General features: G+C 60.1%; 20 protein-coding genes and 2 pseudogenes. 4 read left to right on the top strand and 18 right to left on the bottom strand.

Translation table 11 applies throughout. The annotated features are described in order from the left end of the window. Window positions 1-48: 48 nt before the first annotated feature. From GHO41_RS16820 to GHO41_RS16785, 8 genes and pseudogenes are all read right to left on the bottom strand, one after another. Window positions 49-942 carry a LysR family transcriptional regulator gene (locus GHO41_RS16820; protein ID WP_153434177.1) on the bottom strand — a complete coding sequence of 298 codons (894 nt, stop codon included), beginning with the start codon at window positions 940-942 and terminating at the stop codon, window positions 49-51. An 82-nt stretch (window positions 943-1,024) separates the two neighbouring features. After that, window positions 1,025-2,077 (bottom strand): alpha/beta hydrolase, encoded by a 1,053-nt coding sequence (locus tag GHO41_RS16815; RefSeq protein WP_153434176.1) that lies wholly within the window; start codon window positions 2,075-2,077, stop codon window positions 1,025-1,027. A gap of 127 nt (window positions 2,078-2,204) precedes the next feature. Beyond that, a pseudogene (locus GHO41_RS16810) lies at window positions 2,205-2,351 on the bottom strand (carboxymuconolactone decarboxylase); the annotation flags it as partial. A gap of 4 nt (window positions 2,352-2,355) precedes the next feature. Beyond that, window positions 2,356-2,823: a cupin domain-containing protein gene (locus GHO41_RS16805; protein ID WP_153434175.1), complete on the bottom strand. Its 468-nt coding sequence runs from the start codon at window positions 2,821-2,823 to the stop codon at window positions 2,356-2,358. Between the two features lie 60 nt (window positions 2,824-2,883). Next, entirely contained in the window at window positions 2,884-3,876 is a 993-nt protein-coding gene (locus GHO41_RS16800; RefSeq protein ID WP_153434174.1) for an aldo/keto reductase, read from the bottom strand. Window positions 3,877-3,900: 24 nt separating this feature from the next. Further along, the gene (locus tag GHO41_RS16795; RefSeq protein WP_153434173.1) at window positions 3,901-4,491 is read right to left on the bottom strand and encodes a flavodoxin; all 591 of its coding nucleotides are present in this window, start codon (window positions 4,489-4,491) and stop codon (window positions 3,901-3,903) included. Beyond that, window positions 4,488-5,477 carry an aldo/keto reductase gene (locus GHO41_RS16790; protein ID WP_153434172.1) on the bottom strand — a complete coding sequence of 330 codons (990 nt, stop codon included), beginning with the start codon at window positions 5,475-5,477 and terminating at the stop codon, window positions 4,488-4,490. The genes GHO41_RS16795 and GHO41_RS16790 overlap by 4 nt, the downstream gene beginning before the upstream one ends. A 146-nt stretch (window positions 5,478-5,623) precedes the next feature. Continuing rightward, window positions 5,624-6,874, bottom strand: a complete 1,251-nt coding sequence (locus tag GHO41_RS16785; protein WP_153434171.1) for an MFS transporter — start codon at window positions 6,872-6,874, stop codon at window positions 5,624-5,626. 99 nt (window positions 6,875-6,973) lie between these two features. On the opposite strand from GHO41_RS16785, the gene GHO41_RS16780 reads away from it, so the two are divergent. After that, a complete protein-coding gene (locus GHO41_RS16780; RefSeq protein WP_153434185.1) occupies window positions 6,974-7,945 on the top strand; it encodes an AraC family transcriptional regulator in 972 nt (323 codons plus the stop codon). Between the two features lie 86 nt (window positions 7,946-8,031). Here the strand turns inward: GHO41_RS16780 and GHO41_RS16775 are convergent, their stop codons facing one another. After that, window positions 8,032-8,634 (bottom strand): hypothetical protein, encoded by a 603-nt coding sequence (locus GHO41_RS16775; protein ID WP_048370772.1) that lies wholly within the window; start codon window positions 8,632-8,634, stop codon window positions 8,032-8,034. A gap of 218 nt (window positions 8,635-8,852) precedes the next feature. Between GHO41_RS16775 and GHO41_RS16770 the strand changes: the two genes are divergently transcribed. Further along, entirely contained in the window at window positions 8,853-9,545 is a 693-nt protein-coding gene (locus tag GHO41_RS16770; RefSeq protein WP_256678792.1) for a GntR family transcriptional regulator, read from the top strand. A 100-nt stretch (window positions 9,546-9,645) separates the two neighbouring features. Here GHO41_RS16770 and GHO41_RS16765 read toward each other — a convergent pair. The 4 genes and pseudogenes from GHO41_RS16765 to GHO41_RS16750 all read right to left on the bottom strand — a co-directional run bounded on the left by GHO41_RS16765 (window position 9,646) and on the right by GHO41_RS16750 (window position 13,857). After that, a pseudogene (locus GHO41_RS16765) lies at window positions 9,646-10,787 on the bottom strand (MFS transporter). 109 nt (window positions 10,788-10,896) lie between these two features. After that, a complete protein-coding gene (locus tag GHO41_RS16760) occupies window positions 10,897-11,823 on the bottom strand; it encodes a 3-keto-5-aminohexanoate cleavage protein (RefSeq protein ID WP_048370765.1) in 927 nt (308 codons plus the stop codon). 48 nt (window positions 11,824-11,871) lie between these two features. After that, complete coding sequence (locus tag GHO41_RS16755) at window positions 11,872-12,828, bottom strand: 3-hydroxyacyl-CoA dehydrogenase (RefSeq protein WP_153434169.1); 957 nt, start codon at window positions 12,826-12,828, stop codon at window positions 11,872-11,874. A 240-nt stretch (window positions 12,829-13,068) separates the two neighbouring features. Then, complete coding sequence (locus tag GHO41_RS16750; protein ID WP_153390999.1) at window positions 13,069-13,857, bottom strand: SDR family oxidoreductase; 789 nt, start codon at window positions 13,855-13,857, stop codon at window positions 13,069-13,071. A 312-nt stretch (window positions 13,858-14,169) separates the two neighbouring features. Here GHO41_RS16750 and GHO41_RS16745 point away from each other — a divergent pair, with 312 nt between their 5' ends. After that, window positions 14,170-15,066, top strand: coding sequence for a LysR family transcriptional regulator (locus GHO41_RS16745; RefSeq protein WP_371928958.1), 897 nt, complete (start codon window positions 14,170-14,172; stop codon window positions 15,064-15,066). On the opposite strand, the gene GHO41_RS16740 is transcribed toward GHO41_RS16745, so the two are convergent. After that, window positions 15,063-16,496: an aldehyde dehydrogenase family protein gene (locus tag GHO41_RS16740; RefSeq protein ID WP_153434168.1), complete on the bottom strand. Its 1,434-nt coding sequence runs from the start codon at window positions 16,494-16,496 to the stop codon at window positions 15,063-15,065. The genes GHO41_RS16745 and GHO41_RS16740 overlap by 4 nt on opposite strands. A gap of 312 nt (window positions 16,497-16,808) precedes the next feature. Then, window positions 16,809-17,327, bottom strand: coding sequence for a cysteine hydrolase family protein (locus GHO41_RS16735; RefSeq protein ID WP_153434167.1), 519 nt, complete (start codon window positions 17,325-17,327; stop codon window positions 16,809-16,811). A 523-nt stretch (window positions 17,328-17,850) separates the two neighbouring features. On the opposite strand from GHO41_RS16735, the gene GHO41_RS16730 reads away from it, so the two are divergent. Next, a complete protein-coding gene (locus GHO41_RS16730; protein ID WP_153434166.1) occupies window positions 17,851-18,885 on the top strand; it encodes an alginate lyase family protein in 1,035 nt (344 codons plus the stop codon). 57 nt (window positions 18,886-18,942) lie between these two features. On the opposite strand, the gene GHO41_RS16725 is transcribed toward GHO41_RS16730, so the two are convergent. The 3 genes from GHO41_RS16725 to GHO41_RS16715 all read right to left on the bottom strand — a co-directional run. Then, entirely contained in the window at window positions 18,943-19,656 is a 714-nt protein-coding gene (locus tag GHO41_RS16725; RefSeq protein ID WP_153434165.1) for a hypothetical protein, read from the bottom strand. A gap of 173 nt (window positions 19,657-19,829) precedes the next feature. Continuing rightward, window positions 19,830-22,250 carry a TonB-dependent siderophore receptor gene (locus tag GHO41_RS16720; RefSeq protein WP_153434164.1) on the bottom strand — a complete coding sequence of 807 codons (2,421 nt, stop codon included), beginning with the start codon at window positions 22,248-22,250 and terminating at the stop codon, window positions 19,830-19,832. An 80-nt stretch (window positions 22,251-22,330) separates the two neighbouring features. Next, window positions 22,331-22,895: FecR family protein (locus tag GHO41_RS16715; protein WP_178126532.1), on the bottom strand; the 565-nt coding region annotated here is incomplete at its 5' end.

Here is a 22,895-nt window from a genome sequence, read left to right as displayed (position 1 = left end):
CCGTCGATGCCGGGCGGCATGTTGAAGCGCTGCCGATTTATCAATGCATCAAGGCTTGTAAAGTAATGCTTCAACGACAACCCCGAACGCCGATGAATGTTCACGGCGATTGGGGTAGTAGAGGTGGTAACCGGCGAAGGGTTGGCACCAGTCTTCCAGCACCCGCACAAGGCTACCGTCGGCAAGTTCCTTCGCCACCATGTCCTCCGGCAGAAAACCCAAGCCACACCCCGCCACGGCCGCCCGCAGGATCGGCACGCTGCTGTTGAACGTCCATTGCCCTTCGACACGGGCCTTCAGTTCGTGACCATCCTTTTCAAAATCCCATTGCATCAGGCTGCCATGGGTAGGCAGGCGCAGGTTGATGCAATTTTGTGCTGCCAGATCACCGGGCACCTTCGGTATTGGCCGCTGTTTGAAGTACTCGGGTGAGCCCACGACGGCAATGCGCAAGGATGGCCCGACCGGCACGGCGATCATGTCTTTAGCCACCTGATCTCCCAGGCGAACGCCGGCGTCATAGCGTTGCGCGACGATGTCGGAGAGGGCGTAGTCGACGGTAATTTCGACATGGATGTCCGGATAGTTGGGCAGCACTTTTGAAAGCTTGGGCCACAGAATATTGTTGGCGGCATGTTCGGATGCTTGAATCCGCACAGTGCCCGCCGGGGTGTCACGAAACTCGCTGACCGCGGCCAGTTCCAGTTCGATTTCATCGAACCGCGGCGCCATCGACTGATACAGCCGCTGACCCGCTTCGGTCGGTGAAACGCTGCGCGTGGTACGCGTCAGCAAGCGCACGCCCAGTCGGCTTTCCAATGTGCGCATGGTGTGGCTCAGCGCCGACTGCGAGACGCCAAGCTGGGCGGCTGCGCGGGTGAAACTGCCTTCGCGGGTGATGACCACGAAGGCTTGCAGGTCGTTAAGGTTGGCGCGGGACATTGATGAGAACCTCTCATGAGGGGCGCGGGATTCATCCATAAAAGCAGGTCGCACACCGATGCGCGACCCCCATGAGGGTTGATTACAAGGTGCGGGCGTAAAACGCGCTCAGCTTGCCAATCGCGGCATCGACATAACGCGGCACCCAATAGGTTTCGATGTGCGTGGCGCCGTCGAGCATAAACAGTTCCTTGTCGGTGGTGCCGGTGGCTTTGGAGAAGGCGTCCTGCGTCATGTACAGGCTGTCGGCTTTGCTCCCGGCGATCATCAGCAACGGTTGGTTGATCAGCTCTATATGGTCAGTGGCGTCGAAACGCATCAAATCGATCAAGCTGCTGGTGGTGTATTTGAAGGTCGAGTTCGGGTGCGCGTGGGTCTTCCAGTAGTACTCATAACCTTGGCGATACAGCTCGAAGGGCAGTTTGGCAATTTGCTCTTCGGTGAGGTTGGCATCGCCCGAATACAGCACTTCGCCGCCAGCCGCTTCTTGCGCGCGGGCAGCTGACGCTTGTTGCAGGCGTTGCTGGATGCTGTCCATTTGCGAGTCGTTGTAGCCGTTGCGGCGCACCCGGCCCGAGTTGAACATGCTCACCGTTGCCAGCGATTTGAAGCGTTTGTCGGTTTGCGCCGCCGCCAACGAATAACCACCGCCGCCACAGATCCCGAGCAGCCCCAGACGCTTGCCATCAACGCCGGCAAACTGGCTGATAAAGTCGGCCATGCCGTGAATGTCTTCGATACGGTACGCCGGTTTATCGATGCTGCGCGGCTGACCACCGCTGGCGCCCTGATACGCCGCATCGGCAGTGATGGTGATGTAGCCCTGTTCGGCCAGGCGTTGGGCATAGAGACCGGCGACTTGTTCTTTCACGCCGCCATTGGGGTGTGCAACGACCACGGCCGGGTAAGTCTTCTTGGCGTCATAGCCAGCCGGGGTGTAGACGTTGGCGGCGATGTCCAGACCATTGAGCTTGTAGCTGACCGGATGGATGTTGACCTTGCCCGGTTCGTTGGTGCTGATCGCGCCATCATAGGCGAGGGTGAACGGGTTCTTTTGGTAGTCGGCGGCCAAGGCTTCGCCCGCCGAGAGGCCGACCAGTGCCGACATGAACGTGGCTTTAAGCATGTTTTTCATCTGAAGCTCCTGAGCAATTAAAAGGGCGGCAGTTGCGAAAGTGTTTGGGTCAGCGCTGCGTGGGTTCGCTCGGCCGTCTGTGTATCGCCCTGCTTTTTCAGCAACTCGGTGACTTGGCGCAACTGTGCCGCGCTAAGCCGACATAGGCGTAGAGCTGCACCAGAATTTCGCGGGTTTCGCTGATGCTCAAACCGGCATTGAGTCCCTGGTTGAGTGCCGTGTTGAGGCCAGGCATGTCGCCGGTCGCCATAAATGCGGCGATCAGTGGAATCGTTAGCTCAATGGCCGGCGTATTGCGCCTCCGCGACCTGCTCTGCCCAAGTGACGGTCTTGCCGTCCTCGGCTTCAGCAATGGCGATGTGGGTCATGCCGTTGCTGGGTGTAGCGCCATGCCAGTGGCGGGTGTGCGGTGGAATCCAGACAGTGTCGCCCGGTCGGATTTCCTGTCGCGGGCCACCCTCTTGTTGCACGTAGCCGACGCCTGCGATGACGATCAGCGTTTGCCCCAGCGGATGGCTGTGCCACGCCGTGCGTGCACCGGGCTCGAAGGTCACTGTGGCGCCGCCGATGCGCGCTGGCACATCGCCTTTGAACAGGCCATCAACGCGTACGGTGCCCGTAAAGTTTTGCGCCGCGCCCTTGACCGAGGGCTGCGAGCCGTTCGGCGTAATGCGGATTTCGCTGGCGGCTTGGGTTTCAGCTGTCATCAGTGACAAAGCAACGAGGGGGGCGATCAATCGATTCATCGGGTCAACTCCGGTCACACAGTGAAAGCGGCGCCCAATGCAGCGCCGCGTCGGGCAGGCTCAGAGTCCGGTCATCTTCAGTGCCGATTCCGGCAGGCGATCGCCGTGCACGTGAATCTGCGCCATTTGCTCGTTGATCTCGCGTAAATCGTCACCGGTCAATTGCAGGTCGACTGCGCCCAGGTTCTCTTCCAGCCGATGGGGTTTGGTAGTGCCCGGGATCGGCACAATCCATGGTTTTTGGGCGAGCAACCAGGCCAGCGCCACTTGCGCCGGTGTGGCGTGTTTGCGCTGCGCGACGGCTTTCACCACATCGACCAACGCCAGGTTGGCCTTGCGCGCTTGCGGTGAAAAGCGCGGCACAAAATTGCGGAAATCGCTGGCGTCGAACTGCGTGTGCTCATCAATCTGACCGGTGAGAAAACCCGCGCCCAGCGGGCTGAACGGTACGAATCCGATACCCAGCTCTTCGAGCACTGCCAGCAGTTCCACTTCCGGGCCGCGCCAGAACAGTGAATATTCGCTCTGCACTGCCGTAACCGGTTGCACAGCGTGCGCCCGGCGAATGGTCTGCACGCCCGCTTCAGACAGGCCGAAATGCTTGACCTTGCCCTCGGCGATCAGATCTTTGATGGTGCCGGCGACGTCTTCGATGGGCACCTGCGGGTCAACGCGATGCTGATAGAACAGGTCGATGCGATCGGTGCGTAAACGCTTCAACGACGCCTCGGCCACGGCGCGGATATGTTCCGGGCGGCTGTTGGTACCGCTGCCACGCACGCCAGTGGTCAGGTCGATATCGAAGCCGAACTTGGTGGCGATGATCACCTGTTCGCGGATCGGCTGCAAGGCCTCGCCCAGCAGTTCTTCATTGGCGAACGGGCCATACGCTTCAGCAGTGTCGAACAAAGTGATGCCTTGTTCGTGAGCCGAACGAATCAGCTTGATCATGCTGGCTTTGTCGGCAGCCGGGCCATAGGCCGAGGTCATGCTCATGCAACCCAGGCCCAGTGCGGACACTTCCAGGCCATTGCCCAACGTGCGGATTTTCATGGTGTCACTCCGTACAGAACTCAGTTAACGCGCGAGGGGATGATCGTTCAGCCAGCCGTTCACGCGTTCCATGGTCTTGCGTTCCTGCTCGCCCTCCATCACAAAACCTTCCACTACCTTAGCCTTCGGCGCGTGTTTTACGAGCACGCTGCGGCTGTTGCCCAAGCCATACCCGCCATGGGTGTTGAAGGGGATAAGGGTCTTGCTGGTCAGGTCGTGGGCGCTGAGGAAGGCACGCACGACCGGCGGGGCGGTTTCACCCCAAATCGGAAAGCCCAGATAGACCGTGTCGTAGTCGCTGAGGGCGTGAACCTTGTTTTGCAGCTCGGGTTCGAAGCCGCTGTCACGCTCCTGACGTGCCTGCTCCACGGTTTGCAGATAGTCCTCGGGGTAGGCGTGGGCCGGGCGAATCTCGAAGAGATCGGCACCCAGTCCACGCTGGATTAGCCCGGCGACCACGCGGGTATTACCCGAGCGCGAGAAATACGCGACCAGAATCCGTGAGCCTGAACGCGGCGTTGCACTGGCATCTTGCGTGTCGGCAAGCGACAGCAGCGGGGCGCTGGCCAGTGCGGCGATCACCGTACGCCGCAGCGGATCGTGATCGGTGCTCATCGACCAACACGCGCCTTAAGGGCCTCTGGATAACGCTCGCCTTCAATGCGGATCTGCGCTAATGCGCTATCAATGGCGTTCAGTTCGCTAGCATCAAGCGTGATGTCTGCGCCGCCGAGGTTTTCTTCCAGACGCGACAGTTTGGTCGTGCCCGGAATCGGCACAATCCACGGCGCCTGCGCAAGCAGCCAGGCCAGCGCGATTTGTGCCGGGGTCGCTTGTTTTTGCGTAGCAATCTGACGGATCAGCACCACCAGGCCCTGATTGGCTTGCAGTGCCGACGGGCTGAAACGCGGGACGATGCTGCGAAAATCGTCGCTGCCGTATGTGGTCTGCGCCGACACCGTGCCGGTCAAAAAACCTTTGCCCAACGGGCTGAACGGTACAAAGCCGATGCCCAACTCCCACAGCGTCGGCAGAATCTCTTTTTCAGGCTCGCGCCACCACAGTGAGTATTCGCTCTGCAAGGCGGTGACCGGCTGTACCGCGTGCGCCCGGCGAATGGTCTGCGCCCCGGCTTCCGACAGGCCGAAGTGCTTGACCTTGCCTTCAGCAATCAAGTCCTTCACCGCCCCGGCGACGTCCTCGATCGGCACGTCCGGGTCGACGCGGTGCTGGTAAAGCAGATCGATGTAATCGGTCTTCAGTCGACGCAGCGAACCCTCAACCGCGACCCGAATGTGCTCGGGGCGGCTGTTGAGAATCTGCTGTTTATTGTCGTCGCCGAAGGTGAAGCCGAACTTGGTGGCGATGACCACCTGATCGCGCACCGGTGCCAAGGCTTCGCCCACCACTTGCTCGTTCAGGTAAGGGCCGTAAACCTCGGCGGTATCGAAGAACGTGACGCCTCGCTCAACCGCCGAACGAATCAGCGCAACGGCTTGTTGTGTGTCAGTCGCCGGGCCGTAGCCATGGCTCAAGCCCATGCAACCCAAGCCCAGGGCTGACACTTCGAGTGAACTTGTTCCGAGTGAGCGCTTGTGCATGTGGATCTCCCATTTGGCGTTGGGAGAACAGTAGGTGACCTAGCGAGTGGGGACTAGACGGTTAAATCGGCAAGGGTTTATGAGCATTTCTCATTAATTTCAGAAAAGGGAGAGGGCGAGTGTGCCTTCATGGCCACCCGATCGGGTTAAGGATGCAGGCCCGGACTTTCTCCTGCGCCGTGCCCTGGCGCTTGGACCTTGACCCGCATCCCGATCAACAGGGCTGCCAACAGCATCAGAATGCCGGCGGCGACAAAAACACCGTCGATGCCACTGAAACTGAACATGGCGCCCCCGGCAGCGGCACCCGCAGCGATCGCCGACTGAACCGATGCCACCACCATGCCTCCCGCGCTTTCAGCCTGATCTGGCACCGCCCGGGCTACCCAGTTTGACCAAGCCACGGGTACACCGCCAAAAGCCATGCCCCAGAGTGCCAATAACACCACCTGACCCGGCACAGAAGCAGGTAGCCATACCAAGGCTAATGCGGCAACGCCGACCAGCGCAGGCATCAGCACCATTGTCCCGCGCGGGCTTTTTTCAAGTAGCCAGCCTGCCAACAGCGTGCCGACGAAGTTAGCCGCGCCGAACCCCAGCAGCATCAGCGCCAATCCTTCAGCCCCTACGCCGGATGTGCTTTCCAGAAACGGCCGGATGTAGGTGAACAACGCGAAATGCCCTGTATGCACCAGCACGCAAGCCAACATACCCACGGCAATGCCCGGACGCAGCAGCACTTCAAGCACCGTTCTTAAGCGCGCAGGTCTGCGCGGAGCCAAAGGTGGCAGGGTGAAAAGCTGGAAAACCAGCGTGACTACCCCTACGGCGGCGGCCGCCACAAAAGCGCTGCGCCAGCCATACAGCCCGCCCAAATAACTGCCGAGCGGCACCGCGACCACCGTACCCACTGCAATACCGCTAAAAATAATCGACAGGGCCCGCGGTAGCAGCGTCGGCGGCACCAGGCGCATCGCCACGGCCGCCGCCATGCTCCAGAAGCCGCCCAGTGCGATACCCAGCAAAATCCGCATGACCAGCAGCACCATCAGGCTGGAAGAGAAAGCCACCAACAAGTTGGAGGCAATCATCAGCACGGAAAAGCCCAGCAATACCACTCGCCGGTCGATCCCTCGCGTCAAGCCGGGCAGCAGTAACCCTGAGAACAGCGCCGCGACTGCCGTCACTGTCACCGCCTGCCCGGCCAAGGCTTCCGACACCCCCAGTTCAGCGGCCATCGGCGTCAGCAAGCTGGCCGGAAGGTACTCCGCGGTCAACAATCCAAACACGCCCATCGCTAGCGAAAATACCGCCATCCATGCCGGTGTCGCGGGCTCTAAATCAGCTTCGTTGCCAACGCGCGCATCAGTTACAACGTCACACACCCCATTACTCATCACGCAATACCTCTGGAAGTTATCTCAACCAGAAGTCTATGGATGCAGGTAAGGATGTTCTATGATGCAAAATCTTTAGTTTTTGACCGAAACCCCGACATGACATCCCAGGATCAGTTCGTCTTATCGTCCGACCTCATCAACGAGCTGTTGCGCGGCATGCGCCTGCGGGGCGTCAAGTACCATCGCATCCAGGCAGGTCCCTCTTTCGGGCTGGGTTTTGCTGCCAAACCAGGGCACGCCTACTTCCACTTCCTCGCCGTGGGTACCGCCGCCCTGCGTACGGAGGACGGCACTGTGTACGAGTTGTCGGCCGGCAACGCCGTATTCATCGCCCAGGGTGAAGCCCATCAACTGTTCTCAAACCAGGATGTACCCGCCCAAGACATCAGCAGCTTCGACGCGGTCTCTCTTGGCGACGCGATCTGTGCCGTGGATGCGTCCCCCGGTGCCGATGTCGGCCCCAGTAGCATTATCTTCAGTGCCTGCATGGAGTTCGAACTCACAAGCTTGCAAGGCCTTGGCGGACTGATGCCAGATCTGATGCTGATTGATGCTAGGGGGCAACGTTACCCTGGGCTTATGCCGATTCTTGCTTCCATGGAGCGCGAAGTCCGCTCTGCGCGCATCGGCTTCGCAGGCATACTCGCTCGCCTCGCTGACGTAGTGGCGGCGATGATCGTTCGTGGCTGGGTTGAGTGCGCCTGCGGCAACGCCTCAGGGTTGGTGGCCGCATTGCGCGACCCCAGGCTGGCCAGTGCGCTACTGGCCTTGCACCGGGAGCCCGCGCGCGACTGGACCGTCGCGCAGCTGGCAGCGCACTGTAATACCTCTCGCTCAGTCTTCGCGGAACGCTTCCAGGCGACTATCGGCATCCCCCCGCTGCGCTATGCAACGGAGCTGCAGATGCGTCTCGCCAGTCAATGGCTAAGTCTTGAGCGCCTGCCCATTGAGGCCGTGGCGCAGCGTCTGGGCTACACCTCTCAAGCGGCCTTCAGTCGTGCCTTTAAGCGCATCACCGGCCAGCCACCCGGCGCCAGTCGGCGAATGGCTCGTCCTGTTGCATCCTGAAGTACGACGATATCGATCTGGTAATCCCCCGATGTGCGCCGCCGATTTTGCCGCGGGCCAAGCAGGAGCATGACTTCTTCAATCGCCTACCTGACATCTATGCCGGGATAGCGCTCGGGCGGTGGCTGGTAGTTGGGATCTTCGAACTGGCTGTTGGTATAGAAGCTCTTGGCTGTGGGGCCGTCGTACTTGTAGGTCACGTCCTTGTTGGGGACTAAATGCCAGCCTGTGCTGTCTTTATCTCGCTCGATCAGGGTGGGGTAAAGCGTGCAGGTCCCACCGTCGCCTGACGTGAGGAGGAACTGATAGTAGCTCCCGGCTTCTGGAGTGAAGGTCGTTGTGACAAAACAAGTCCGGGTACGCGTACCCTCCCACGACATGTAGACACTCGTTTCGAGACCCGGCCGAAGCGTTGACTCATAGTAGTCCCAGGTCAGATTTTGCCCCGCTTTGGGCATGCCAATGTCCTGGGTATGGATAAATGGGAGAGGCCCGGTACGGACCACGCCCCCCGTCTTCACACCGTTTGCCGATTGATAAATGGCCGCATGCTGGGTGAAGTTGACGACCCGGATCCATGCCGGATTCGGCTCATTGGCCGGAGCGACGAAGTAATCCGTGTGGGGTAGATACTGGCAACCTGCGAACATTGGCAACAGCAGTAAGCAGAGTGTTGAGCGTGTCGACATGGGTCCCTTCCTCTCCATAAGTGTTGCTGTGACCGCGTCTACAGATGTTTATTCGGCATCAGGCCTGTTTTCGTACGCAGATACCCTCCGACGGCCTGTTCAGCACGCTCAGCCATCCCCCCAAAAAACTGTGATCACACCCCCTCCAACCACCTACACCCAACGCCCCAATCCGCCTATAATCCTCGCCCATGAATCTATCCAAACTCGTGTCGCCCATGATCCGCCAGACTCTCAGTGCGGACGTTTATTCCCAGCTTCGTGATCTGCTGATCAGTGGCCGTGTCATGCCCGGCGAGAAGCTGTCGCTCAGGTCCATTGCCGATGCGCTGGGCGTGAGTGTGATGCCGGTGCGTGAGGCGGTGCATCGGCTGGTCGCTGAGCAGGCGCTGGAGATGGCGGCCAATCGGTATATCCGGGTGCCGGTGCTGACGGTCAGCCAGTTTCGCGAGATCACCAGTATTCGGCTGAATCTGGAAGGGCAGGCGGCGGCTCGTGCGGCGCAGTTGGTGAGTGCTGAGGCGTTGCAGGAAATTCAAGAGATTCACGATGCGTTTTGCCAAGAGTTTGCACAGAACCCGCCCGATGAGTCGCGGCTTATTGCGCTGAACAAAGCATTGCACTTCGCCATTTATGGCCAGGCGGACATGCCGATTTTGCTGCAGATTGTTGAGTCGCTGTGGCTCCGGATCGGGCCAATCCTCAATTACGATTTGCGTTCTGGCACCGAGCGGGTGATTCAGCGGGTGCAGGCCAGTCACCATGCGGCGTTGGTGCAGGCCCTGAAGGCGCGCGATCCGGTAGCGGCGTGTGAGGCGTTGCAAGGCGACATCAAGAGTGCCGCTGAATTTATTGTGAACACCGGTGCGCTGGTGGTGGCGGATGCGATCAAGCCTGTCGACGCGGATTAACCCGGCGGCAGATGCAAAAAAACGAGGCGGACTGAACAGTCCGCCTCGTTTTTTTATGGGCGTTTACCTCTGTGCGGCGCACGGGCCAGGGACAGAGTGTTCATTTGATCCTCGAGTTTTCAGTCAGGCACGGTGCGACGTGGGGCAATACGATGTTGTCCCGTGGTGTAGAGGCAGATTCCTGGGCTTGGCGCAGGCGGGTGCTCAGAAAGGCGGCGAGGGTTAACAGCGCGGCCACAATGATGAGTCCGTTTTTGGTGCTGCCGGTGGTTTGCTCGACAAACCCCAGCAGGGAGGGCCCGAAAAAGCCGCCGGTAATGCCGCAGGTATTGACCAGCGCCAGCCCGGCCGCCATGCCGGCTCCGGCGAGCCTGGAGCTGGCGAAGAGGAACACCACCGGCTGCACGACAAAGAACATCGAGGCGGTGAGGGTAAAGCCGATCAGAGCAATCATCGGCGGGGTATAGGCGGCCAGGGTCAGGCCAGCCGACATCAGGATCAAACCTCCAAACATGATCTTGCGCGACAGCTTGGGCGTGGTGGCGTATTTAGGCAAAAAGGCGGCGCCCAGCGCGGCCGCTATCCAGGGGATTGAGTTGAGCAGGCCGATCTCAACCGACGTCAGCCCGCCGTAAGTGCCGATGATGCCCGGCAAAAAGAAGATGACCGAATACACGCTGATCTGGTGCAGAAAGTACACCGCAATGGCCAGCCACAACTGGGGGATTTTGAACACGCCCTTAAAGGAATGACCCACATTGCCCGAGGCGATTTCTTCATCGTTTTCTTTTTTGAGGGCCTGCTCGACTTCATCGGCTTGCTCCTTGGTCAGCCAACGGGCCTTGGAGGGTTTGTCCGGAAGTTTTTTCCAGATCACCACCGAGAACAGCACCGCCGGGATGCCTTCCAGAAAGAACAGCCACTGCCAGCCATGCCCGCCGACAAGATGCCCCAGGTGATCATGATCCGGGTGATCCACAGCCGCGCGCCCACGCGGTGCATGATCAAGTTGCTGGGCACTTCCATCAGGGCATAAGTGAGGAAGAACAGCCCGGCGCCAAAACCATAGGCCGCCGCGGAGATCCCCAAATCGACGGCCATGTGGGTTTTGGCCAGCGAAATATTGGTCCTGTCCAAAAAGCTGATGACGTAAGCAAAAATCAACATCGGCATTAATTTGCGAAACATTAAAGCGTTCAGCGACTGTCCCTTTTCTGTTTTTGTATGGGTCGTTGCGAACATGGCTCAAGTCTCCTCATGAGGATAGGGTTCCAGGGCGCTGTGGGTGTTCAGCGCCCGTCAGTGCCAGCAATATCCTCTCTATTGTTTTTAGTCAGGTGAGTGCCGGTGCTTAGAAGTTGACGTTATCGCCACCTTTGAGCTTGAGGATTTCTCTCGCGTCGTCAGGGGTCGCCACTTCCAGTGAGAGACCTTCCAGAATGGTGCGCATGCGCGACACTTGCTCCGCGTTGCTTTTGGCCAACTGGCCTGGCCCGTCCCACAGTGAATCTTCCAGGCCCACGCGCACGTGCCCGCCCAAGGTGGCCGACTGCGCGCCAATGCTCATTTGCTGCTTGCCGGCCGGCAGCACCGACCATTGGTAGTCGTCGCCAAACAGCCGGTCGGCGGTGCGGCGCATGTGCAGCACGTCTTCGGGGTGAGCACCAATGCCACCCAGAATGCCGAACACTGACTGGATCAAAAACGGTGGCTTGATCAGCCCGCGATCAATGAAATGCGCCGCCGTGTACAGATGCCCGATGTCATAGCACTCGATCTCAAAGCGCGTGCCGTTTTCGCTGCACGACTCCAGGATGTGGGCAATGTCGGTGAAGGTGTTTTTGAAAATACGGTCATGGCTGCCCGCCAGGTAGGGTTCCTCCCAGGCGTGTTTGAATTCCTTGAAGCGATTGAGCATGGGGTACAGGCCCATGTTCATCGTGCCCATGTTCAGCGACGCCACTTCGGGCTTGAACTGGTGCGCCGGGCGCAGCCGGTCCTCAAGCGACATGGTCGGTGCGCCGCCGGTGGTCAGGTTGATCACCACATCGCTGGCTTCTTTAATGGCGGGCAAAAATTGTTTGAACAGTTCCGGGTCTTGCGAAGGGCTGCCGTCTACCGGGTTGCGGGCGTGCAGGTGGACGATTGCCGCGCCAGCCTCGGCCGCACCAATGGCGGCTTCGGCAATCTGCCCCGGTGTCACCGGCAGGTAAGGGGACATGGACGGGGTGTGGATGGCGCCGGTCACAGCGCAGGTAATGATGACTTTACGAGCCATGGTGATCTCCTGGGTGTATTGGTTTTGTTGTTCAGGATCAAGCCGCGATCAGGCGTCTGGGGCATGACGCTTGTGCGCGGCCAGGGTCATCAGGCGTCTGTCGCGCCAGGCTGAGCGCTGGTTGATGTCTTCAAGCTCAAGGGTGCGGCGGCGCTCTTCGTCCACGCGGGCAACCGCTTCGTCCGACCAACTGAACGTCTGTTGCGACGCTGCGGTGTGCCGGTACTGCTGGCCGTAGCGCCGGGCGTAATCCTGCACACCCGCCGGGGCGTTGAGGTCGATGGTTTCGAAGGGGCCCATAAACGACCAGCGCAGGGCCAGTCCTTCTTTAAGCACGCGGTCAATGTCTGCGGCGCTGGCCAGGCCGTCTTCATGCAAGTTGAAGCACTCGTTGAGCACTGCGGCCTGAACCCGGTTGAGCAAAAAGCCGTAGATCTCACGGGACAACGTCACGGGGCTTTGCCCGGCTGCGCTGTACAGCGCGTGGGCACGGAGCATCACATCCGCCGAGGTCCAGGGCGCCGGGCACAGTTCAACCAACGGGATGAGGTAGGGCGGGTTGGTCGGGTGCGCCACCAGGCAGCGGGCACGCCCCGGCAGATCTTTAGTGAACTCCGACGCCGGTAGCCATGAGGTCGAACTGGCCAGAAGCGCGTCCTTGGGGGCCAGCGCGTCCAGTTGACTGAAAATCTCGATTTTGGCCTCGACGGTTTCCCGCACGTTTTCCTGCACGAGCACCACGTCACGCAGCGCTTCTGCCAAATCGGCAACGCAAGTAATGCGCGCCAGCACAGTGCCGGGGGCTTCATCAATCAGGTCAAATTCGGCGAGTTCACCGAGCCGCGCTTCGATGTACGCATGGCTGCTGTGCAGGGTGTGCAGGTCCATATCGTGCAGGCGCACGGGGTGGCCCGCCCGCGCAAACACGATGGCCCAGGCTCTGCCAATCAATCCGGCGCCGACGATGGCGACGGGGCCACGCTCAGGGGAGGATGGTCGTTGCATGCTGTTCTCCACATTTTTGTATTTATGGTCAGGAGTTGCGCTTTTAGCTGGCGCATCCACACCGTGTAGCGAGTCGATACCGGTGTGGTTTGAAACGGATGGTATTCGCTGTGATCACAGATCACAAGACTATTTTGGTGATTGTCAGACAATTGGCCGCAGGGGCATAAAACAGGTTTCAAAGGCCCTTAAACACGGCTCGCCAGCGGGCTGCTGGCAAGCCGTTGCTGCAAGACGGGCTCAGAGGTACTCGACGTTGCCGTCGATGCTGATGGCTTGGCCTGTGATGTTCTGCGCAGCGGGCGAGCAGAGGAACAGCGCCATGGCGGCCACATCGTCCGGGGGCGTCATGCGCCCTAGGGAGATTTTGTTCAATGTTTGCTTCAGCATCTCGGGTTCGGAGATACCCAATTGCTTGGCGCGGTCGCGGATCACGCGATCCTGGCGCGGGCCTTCAATGATGCCGGGCAGCAGCGCATTGACCCGGATATCCCGGTCGCCCAACTCTGCCGCCAATGATTTCATCAACCCGATAATGGCCCACTTGGTCGCCGCATACGGTGTGCGCCAGGCATACCCCAGGCGCCCAGCTACCGACGAAATATGAATGATGTGTGCATGCTCGGATTCCGCCAGCAGCGGCACCGCATGATGCGCGAAACGGTACTGGGCATTGAGGTTGATATTGATCGACTGCTCCCACTCGTCCTCGGTGATTTTTTCAATGCCGGTGGTGGGCCCGGCGATGCCGGCGTTGTTGATCAGCACATCGAGGCCGTTGACCCACTCGCGCTGAAGTTCAAACACCCGCTTGACCTCGGCCGGGTTTGACACGTCGGCTAGGGTGGCGAGCGCTTGCGGGTAGCGCTCGCGGAAGGCCAACACCGCCTGCTCGCTGACATCACACACATGCACCTTGGCCCCGGTCTCCAGATAGGCCGCAGCAATCACCTCACCAATACCGGCCGCGCCCCCGGAAATCAGCACCTTCAACCCGGAATAAGGCGTGAGTCGTTTCACAATGCTCATAGCGTTTTACCTGTCTTATTGTTGTGTGGGCGTTCTGCTGAAAAATGCGAATACAGTGATATGTGATCACAGTTTGTTTGTCAATGCAGAATCTGCCCACCACCCCGGCCATTGCCCCGGCCTTGGTCAGTCCCCGATACTAAGGCCCTGCTGTTCACTTAAGAGCAACACTGCTCAAGAGTGGGAGCGGGCTTGCTCGCGATGGTCTTCAGAACGCCTCATGTACTCGGTAAATACGCGTCATCGTTAACGACATTCGCGAGCAAGCCCGCTCCCACACATTGCACAAACCCACTCCCATCGAGACCCCCTGTGCTCAGAAACGTTACGGACATGGATTTGCGCCTGCTGCGCATCTTCGCCACGGTGGTCAAGTGCGGTGGGTTTACGGCGGCTCAGGCTGAGTTGAACATGAGCCAGTCGAACATCAGCACGCACATTTCCGGGCTGGAAAAACGTCTGGGCTACCGCATTTGTGAGCGCGGCAAAGGCGGCTTTCGCGTGACCGAAAAAGGCCAGCGCATTCTTAAGGCCTCGGCGGTGCTGTTCGGTGCCGTGGATGCGTTTCGCAATGAGGCCCAGGACCTTGCCGGGCGGCTGGTGGGGGATCTGTATCTGGGGCTGGCGGACAATATCGCGACGCTGCCGACGGCTCGGGTCGATGCCGCCATTGCGCGCTTTTATCAGCGTGAACACGACATGCATTTGCACATTTTCGTGAACTCGCCCACGGAGCTTGAGCGGGCGGTAATTGACGGCCAACTGGACATCGCCATTTCGTATTTCAGCCGCCCGCTGCCGACCTTAACGTATCAGCCGCTGTACTCGGAAGAGATCGGGATTTTCTGCGGTCAGGCGCACCCGCTGTTCGCAATCCGCTCGCCCAGCCATGCGCAGCTTCAGGCCTGTGACTGGATTCGCCATGGTTTCCTGCCGGTCGATCAGGTGCTGCCCATCATCCCCGATCGCGCCTCGGCCACGGCGCATCACATGGAGGCGGTGGTCCATGGCGTGCTGGCCGGCACCCATCTGGGGTATCTGCCCACTCACTACGCCCAGGTCTGGCTGCAGAGCGGGCAAATGCGTGCCCTGCAGCCAGCGACGTTACGCTACGACGTGCAGCACAGCATGATCACCCATGCCGGGCACCCGCAAAGCGAGGCGGTGCGTGCCTTTATCGCTGATCTGTTGCTTGAGCACGGGCTTTAGCCCAGGCAGCGGGTCACGTGCTTGACCGATTGAAAGGCTGACAACCCCCAAGGCCCCAGTTCACGACCGATGCCGCTGCCCTTGGTCCCGCCCCAAGAGGTTTCGACGAACACTGCCTGGATCGAGTTGATCCACACGTGGCCCACCTCCAGTGCCTGCGCCACCCGCTCGGCGCGCTCAAGATCCGCGCTGATCACCGTGGCCACCAGGCCGAAGCGGCTGTCGTTGGCCAGCGCCACGGCTTGGTCTTCTGAACTGAAGCGATGGCTGCACAGCACCGGGCCAAAAATTTCTTCGGTCCACAGGCGGCTGTTCAACGGCACGTCGGTGTACAGGGTCGGGCTGACGAACCAGCCGGGGTCGCACCAGGCCTTGCCACCGGCCACGCACTGCAAACCTTCAGCGCGGGCGATGGCAAAGTACTCGCTCACCTTGGCCCATTGCGCCTGACTGGTCAGCGGCCCCATGTCGATTTCGCCGGTCAGCGGGTTGCCCACGCGCAGGGCCTCGAAAGCGCTCTGCAAACGTTGCGTCAGCGCATCGGCAATGCGCTCGTGCACCAGCAGGCGCGAGGTGGCCGAGCACATTTGCCCGCTGTTCCAGGCGATCCCGGCCACGATCCATTCCACGGCGTGATCAAGGTCGCAATCTTCAAACACCACAATCGCCGACTTGCCTCCCAGTTCCAGGGTAATCGGGCGGCAATGGGCGGCAGCGCTGTGCATCACCTGCGTGCCCACCGCGTTGCTGCCGGTGAACGACAACTTGTCCAGGCCCGCGTGATTGCTCAGCGCAATGCCGGTCTCGGCCTTGCCGCAAACGATGTTCAACACGCCGGGCGGCAAGCCCAGGGCATCGGCAATTTCGCCGTAGGTTTGCTCGATCAGCGGGGTGATCTCCGACGGCTTGAGCACCACCGTGCAACCCGCCGCGAGGGCCGGGGCGAGCTTCCAGGCGCTGGTCACCAGCGGGAAATTCCACGGCACGATCAAACCGACAACGCCCACCGGCTCCAGCCGCGTGTGGGAGGTGAAGCCGGGTACCGACAGCGGCACTTCAGGGTTCGGGTTGCTCGCCAGCGCGTCGGCCAAGGTCGCGTAATAGCTGAACGTAGCGATGGCATCGTCCACATCAACCACCGCCTCGTGCCGGGGCTTGCCGTTGTTCTGCATCTGCAGGGCGATCAAGGCCTCACGGCGCTGTTCGAGCTGCTCAGCAAAGCCCCTCAAGTAACCGGCACGCACCGATGCATCGACATTGCGCCAGGCGGGCAGGGCCTCACGCGCCGCCGCAACGGCCTGATCCACTTGGGCTGTGCTGGCGCTCGTCAGCTCAGCGAACGGCTGGCCCAGGGATGGATCGAACACGCGGATCAGCTCGGCGCCTTCGCCCGTTAGCCACTGTGCGTTGATGTACTGTGCTGCTTTCATTGATTGGCTCCCGGCAGAATGCCGTGCACGGCATTCACAAAAATCTGGCTGTAGTCGGCTGCGCTGAGGGCGCAGGCGCTGGTGTCCGACGAGGGCCTGCTTGCCCAGACATCCCGACGAACCGCCTCCCCCTACGAGAAGCGGGCGCAGCATAAAGCAGTCAAACATTTGTAAAAATTCATATGTTTGTAAGCTGGCTTCTGGGTTTTTATATGTTTGAGAGGGCGTGAGCGATCCCTCAACGGCGGTCCTGCGGCCCGCATCGCAGCCTTCGTGCCTCGTCAGCGACTACAAATATTGCGTGGCTGTCACCTAAAAACGCCATTCCTCAGCCCGAACCAACCGGCAGAACGGCCCGTCAAGCGTTGCATTGTGATGCGCCACAATGTCCGGCGCCTTCATCACCGGCGTATCAGAACAGCTATGGCCATCGGCAATAAGCACCGCATCAAAGCCAAGATCACGCGCCGCGCGGCACGTGCTGTCGACGCAGTATTGAGTTTTCATGCCGGTGATCACCACACCCGTCGCCCCGTGCGCCCGTAAGTTGTCTGCCAGATCGGTCATCGCGAAGGCATTAGGGCGGCGTTTTTCGAATACCACCTCGCCACCCTGAAGCTTCAGTTCTTGCACGATCATCGTCAGCGGGCTGCCGGGTTCGATGGGCGAACCCACCGGCCCGATATGACGCGCCAGAAAAATCGGCGCTCCTGCGCTGCGGGCCTTGTCCATCAGACTGTTCAAGGTTTGCAGCAACGCCTCGCCACGCCAGGGTTTTTCCGGGCCATGAACCAGCCCCACTTGCATATCGAGTATCAACAGAGCGTGCATGAGGTGAATCTCCTTGCGTATGAGCCAGCAACACAAGGGCATAAAAAAGGCCCTGTCCATTGCTGGCGGGCCTTTGAAGTTCGTCTGTTATTGGCTCACGACACTTCGCACGCTCCGCTTTCAGCGGTCGTGGTGGTGGTAGTCGAGGTGAGGCAATATTTGGTCATAAATCGACACTAGCAATATCGCCACAGGCTGGCAAGGCGGGATGTGGACTGATTAATGCCATCGCAGCCTTCGTACCTCGGCAGCGACTACAGGGATTGTGTTGTTTGCAGGAGACGTAGCCTCGTCAAACTCGGCAACTGCTACGGGGCGTGTGTACGCCAAAACTTGTAGTCGCTGACGAGGTACGAGGCTGCGATGGGTTGCGCAGCGACCCTAATCGGCGCTCCCCGCATGAAATCCCTCTCCCCGTAAGCCGCCGTTCAATTTCCGTCACCTACAGTTCTCAACAAGGAGTCCCAATCCGCCACAGACGGCTAATTTCCGACTGACCAGACGCCTTTTCTCAGGACCTTCGATGACCAAACGGCCGATTCTCAACCCGCTCTTTTTAGCGCTCAGCATCGTGGTGAGCGCCCCGACCCTGGCGGCGTCGTGGTGCACGAACACCGACCCGGGGCCGCTGGGGCAGTTACGCAATGAGGTCAATAAACAGCTATTGCCGCAATCGCGGGCCATTGAGCGGGTGCACACCGAAGGGACGCTGCCGCATCAGGGCATTCGTGATCAGAGCCTGGAGGCCAAGAAGGATTGGCCGCTGATGCGCGACCTGGCGCTGCTGTGGCAAAAGCAGCATCAACCCGCTGATCTGGAAGCGCTGTCGCGGTTGCTCAACGATTGGGGCACGCGCTACAAGCCCAGCTTTAATCCGGTAGATGAGACTGAGCTGGACGCGTACATCGATGCCTATGCCATGACCCGCGATGATTTGCCGCCGCCGGTGCGCGCTGTGGCGCAGCGCTTTATCCGCGAGTTGGGTGAGGGGTATCTCAATCAGATGGAGCACAATTTCAAGCCGGGTGATGGCCGCTGGATCAATAACTGGAACTCGCACCGCGTGAAGCTGGCGACGCTGTCGGCGGTGGCGCTGGAGGATCCAGCCATGTTTGCCCGGGCACGGGCGCAGTTTATTGAGCAACTGGGGCGCAATCTGCGGCCGGGCGGTTCAACGGTGGATGTCGAGCAGCGTGATGCCCTGCACTATGTGGTCTACGACCTGGAGCCACTGACCCGGGCCGCCGTGGCGGCGCGCCTGCGCGGGCAAAACTGGCTGGTGTTCAAGGGCGCCTCAGACGCCAGCCTGGAGAACGCGCTGGACTGGCTCGCGCCTTACGCCAAAGGTGACAAGACCCACGAAGAATTCGTGCACTCCCACGTCAAGTTCGATGACCAGCGTCGCGAGGCGGGGGAGAGCGGGTTCTCAGGCCTGTGGAACCCGCAGTCGGCGACCGGCCTGTATGCCATGGTGACGTTGCTCAACCCCAAATACGCCGCCGTGTCTGAGCGGTTGCACCCCATGGGCGGCTGGATGGCTGCGTGCTGGGGGCGATAAGTTAAAAAGCCCCGCCGGGCAATGCTCGACGGGGCTTTTTCTTTACAGAGGTGGCGTTTACGGCCGCATCAGCGGTTCAATGCCGATCCATTTTTTCACCGGCTGATAGCAGGTTTTCATTGGTGGCAGATCGACTTTTTGCCCGCCGACATCCATCGAGCCGAGGTTGATCGTCCATTTCGAATCGGCATCAAATTTTTCGGTTGGGAAAATCAGATAGACCGAGCCGTAACTGCTGTTGTTGGTGATTCGCGGAACACGGCTGTGCACTTCATCGCTGTTGATGTCATACGGCGAAGTCCGCGCATATTTCTCGTAATACAACGGGTAGTCGTAGGTCTCTTTGTCACCCAGGTACACGTCGGGCAGGGCTTTCAACTGCGAGCCGTCTTCAAAGGTGATGTAGGCCTGACGGCCGTCGTAGAGAATCGGGATGGGCGCCTCGCCACTGCTTGAACGCGTCGGGCGTATGCGGCCTTTGTTGTAGGCGATGAGCTGGATGTAAAAGTGCCTGCGTGAATAGGTTTCACCCGGGAAGGTCTTGGACACGCCTTGCTCAAACGGGCGATCTGAATACTGCGCGGTGTGATCGTATAAGTAGGTTTCGAGGATGATGGTTTTCTTGCCATCCGCTCCCGGCACCTTGAATTGATACTCGGACTGGCACAGGTCGGCGTAAGCAGAGCGCTCACGCGGCCAAGGCAGGCAAGCCCCTAGCGAGGCAGCAAGGAGCACGAGCAGGGTGGCTTTCAGGCTTTTTTCAAATGGCATGGCTGGCCTTTCGTTGGTTGTCCAAGATCAGTCGGGTAACGATTCTGACAATCTCAAGCGAAAATAGGTCACGTTTAGCGAACCTCACCCTGTAGGAGCGAGCTTGCCTCGCGATCTTTTAAACGATCAAAAGATCGCGAGACAAGCTCGCTCCTACAGAGGCTCACAGGGCATTACCAACGATAACGCGCGCTCGCCAGGAAGGTCCGTTGCGGGCCGTAGTAGCAGGTGTCCAGGAAGTAGCAGTTGTTGGCGATGTAGCTTTTATTGGTCACGTTGTCGACGTTCAGTTGCAGGTTCCAGTGCGCGTCCAGCTGGTAGTGGATCATGCTGTCCACCAGGGTGTAGCCGGGCGTTTCGCGCACTTGCGAGTAGTCGTCGTTGTAGTCCGGGCGGCCACTCACGTAACGCACGCCCACCCCGTAGCCCAAGCCTTTGAGCTGGCCTTCCTGGTGGGTGAAGTCGGCCCACGCCGAGGCGCTGTGGCGCGGGTTGGTGGTGCCCCAGCTGTCGGTGAAGCGGGTGCCTTCTTTGCCCGGTGTGTTGTCTTTGGTCACGCGGGCATCGAGGTAGGTGTAACTGGCGGTGAGGTCCAGCCCCGGCGTCGGCGTGTACTTACCTTCCAGCTCCAGGCCTTTGGATTCCACTTCGCCGGTCTGGATCATGATCCGCGTGTCGATCGGGTCGGTGGTCACCATGTTTTTCTGCACGATGTCGAACACCGCCGCTGTCAACAGCAGGTCGCTGCCCGGCGGCTGGTACTTGATCCCCAGTTCGTGGCTGGTGCCGGTGGTGGCCTTGTAAGGCTTGCCGTTGGCGCTGTTCGCGGTGGTCGGCAAGAACGACTCGGCGTAGCTGTAGTACGGCGCCAAACCGTTATCGAACAGGTACAACAAGCCGGCCTGCCAAGTGGTGGCGCCCTGGTCCAGGTTGCCGCCGACTTTGCGGCCATTGTTGTTCACGTCAACGTCAGTTTTGGCCTGGTCGTGACGCACGCCGACACGGGCGATCCAGTGATCGTCAATCTTCACCTGATGCTGGGCGTAGGCGCCGATCTGTTCAACATCAATCACACGCTGGTAAGGCACCGTCGGTTTAGCTGTCGGGGTCACGGCACCCGGGTTGTTCAAGTCCAGCGGTGAAGCAGGGCCGCTGAGTTGACGGTTGTTGCTGCGCTGCCAGGTGTAATCGAAACCGACCAGGCTGGTGTGCTCAATGCCCGGCGTGTCGAAGTTCGCCTGCAACTGGTTATCGAAGCTGTAGACGTCACTGTTGAGCTTGTAAATACCCGCATCACGGAACAACACAGCCGAGTTGTCCGGGTCGATCCAACCGAGGCTGCGCACGGCCTTGGCATCGTAGCTGCCGGTGTCGACGCGCACGTTTTGGCGGTACAGCCAGGTGTCGTTGAAGCGGTGTTCAAACAAGTAACCCAAAGAGTATTGATCACGCTTGAACGTGTTGAAGTCCGGGTCACCGCCGTAGAAGTGATGCGACAAATACCCGGTCGGCCCGCGCACCAGCGAACCTTTGGCCGGCAGCCAGGTACCCCAGCCGCTGGTGTCGTGCTGATAACTGGCGAGCACGGTCAGGCTGGTGTCGTCGTTACGGAAGGTGATCGCCGGGGCCACATACACGTGATCGTCCACGGCATGGTCAATTTGCGCCTGGCTGTCGCGCACGTTCATCGTCAGGCGGCCCAGCACAGTGCCGTTGTCGTTCAAGGCGTCATTGAGGTCCAGGCGCGCCTGCTTGTTGTCGAAGCTGCCGTAACCCAGTTGCACTTCATGAAAGGGCTCATCGCTGGGGCGCTTGGTGACGATGTTGATCATTCCGCCCGGCGCATTTTGGCCGTACAGCACCGACGCCGGGCCTTTGAGGATTTCAACGCGCTCAAGGCCATAAGAGTCGGCGCGCCCGAACATGCCGTTGTTGGATGAGCGCAAGCCATCGCGGAACATGCCCAACTGAGACATGGTGAAACCGCGCACAGTCAGCCAGTCATAACGCGGGTCATCGCCATAAAACCCGGCACTCACACCGGCGCTGTAACGCAGCGCCGAACTCAGGTTCTGCGCGCCCAGGTTGTCCATCTGTTCACGGGTGACTACCGAGATCGCTTGTGGCGTTTCCAGCAGCGGGGTGTCGGTCTTGGTGGCGGTGGTGGAGCGCCGTGCGACAAAACCTTTGTCGTTGGAGATGCTGTCTTGGGTGAAGCTGGACTGTGAGCCGCTGATGGTGGTGGCCGGCAAGTCATGGGCACCCCCCGGCAGCACGGTGTAGGCGCCGCTGGCGGTGGTGCTGAAAATCAGCCCGCTACCGGCCAGGGCCTGATTGATGGCTTGTGCGGTGCTCATCTGGCCTTGCACCGCCGGGGCGCGCTTGCCGGCAATCAACGACGGGTTGACCGACAACATGTCGCCCGTCTGGTGGGCGATGTGGCTCAAGGTTTCGCCAAGGTCACCTGCAGGGATGTTGAACGCTTGCGCGACAGCAACAGCGTCGCTGTCTGCCTGGGCATGGGACACAAACGGAGCGGTTGCCAGGGCGATCGCGACGGCAAGCAGGCAAGGACGAATCTGCAGGTTGGGCATGTAAGCGTGCTCGTAATAGGTGTGTTTTCAGTAACCAAGACCCGCGTTACGCAAAACCCCCTCAACTTTTTTCAGTTTTTTTAAGCGCTGGCCGAACGCACATCCACCGTGGTCAACCAGAAGCCGTGGCGGTTCACCTGCACCGGCAGCGTTTCGGCCAGTGAGCGCAAGGTGCGGTCACTGTCGTCCAGGGCAAACACCCCATACACCCGCAGTTGCGCGGCTTGCGGGCTGACGCGCAACAGCCCGGCGCGATAAGGGCGCAGGGCCTCGATGAGTTGCCCGAGCGGTTCATCGCGCACGTCGATGCGGCCTTCGAGCCAGTCAACCCGGCTGCGCCAGCTCGGCGTCTGAGGGTCGATGCCCTGTTCGGTGAAGGCGAACACTTGCCCGGCCTCAATGGTTTGCCGACGGCCAGCACGATTGGTCAACAGCACACTGTGCTGCTGCACCGAGGCCAGGCTGCCGCCGTCGTCCTTGCGCACCATAAACCGCGTGCCCAGCGCCCGCACCGTGCCATCGCCAGAGTCGACAATAAACGGCCGCGAGGCATCTTTGGCGACGTCGACCTGCACTGCACCTTGGTGCAGCAGCACCCGGCGTTGCAGCCCGTCAAACAGAATGTCGACCACCGTGCGCGCATCC

Source organism: Pseudomonas sp. FSL R10-0399 (assembly GCF_009600165.1).
Lineage (GTDB): Bacteria > Pseudomonadota > Gammaproteobacteria > Pseudomonadales > Pseudomonadaceae > Aquipseudomonas > Aquipseudomonas helleri.
This window is presented reverse-complemented; position numbering and strand designations above follow the sequence as displayed.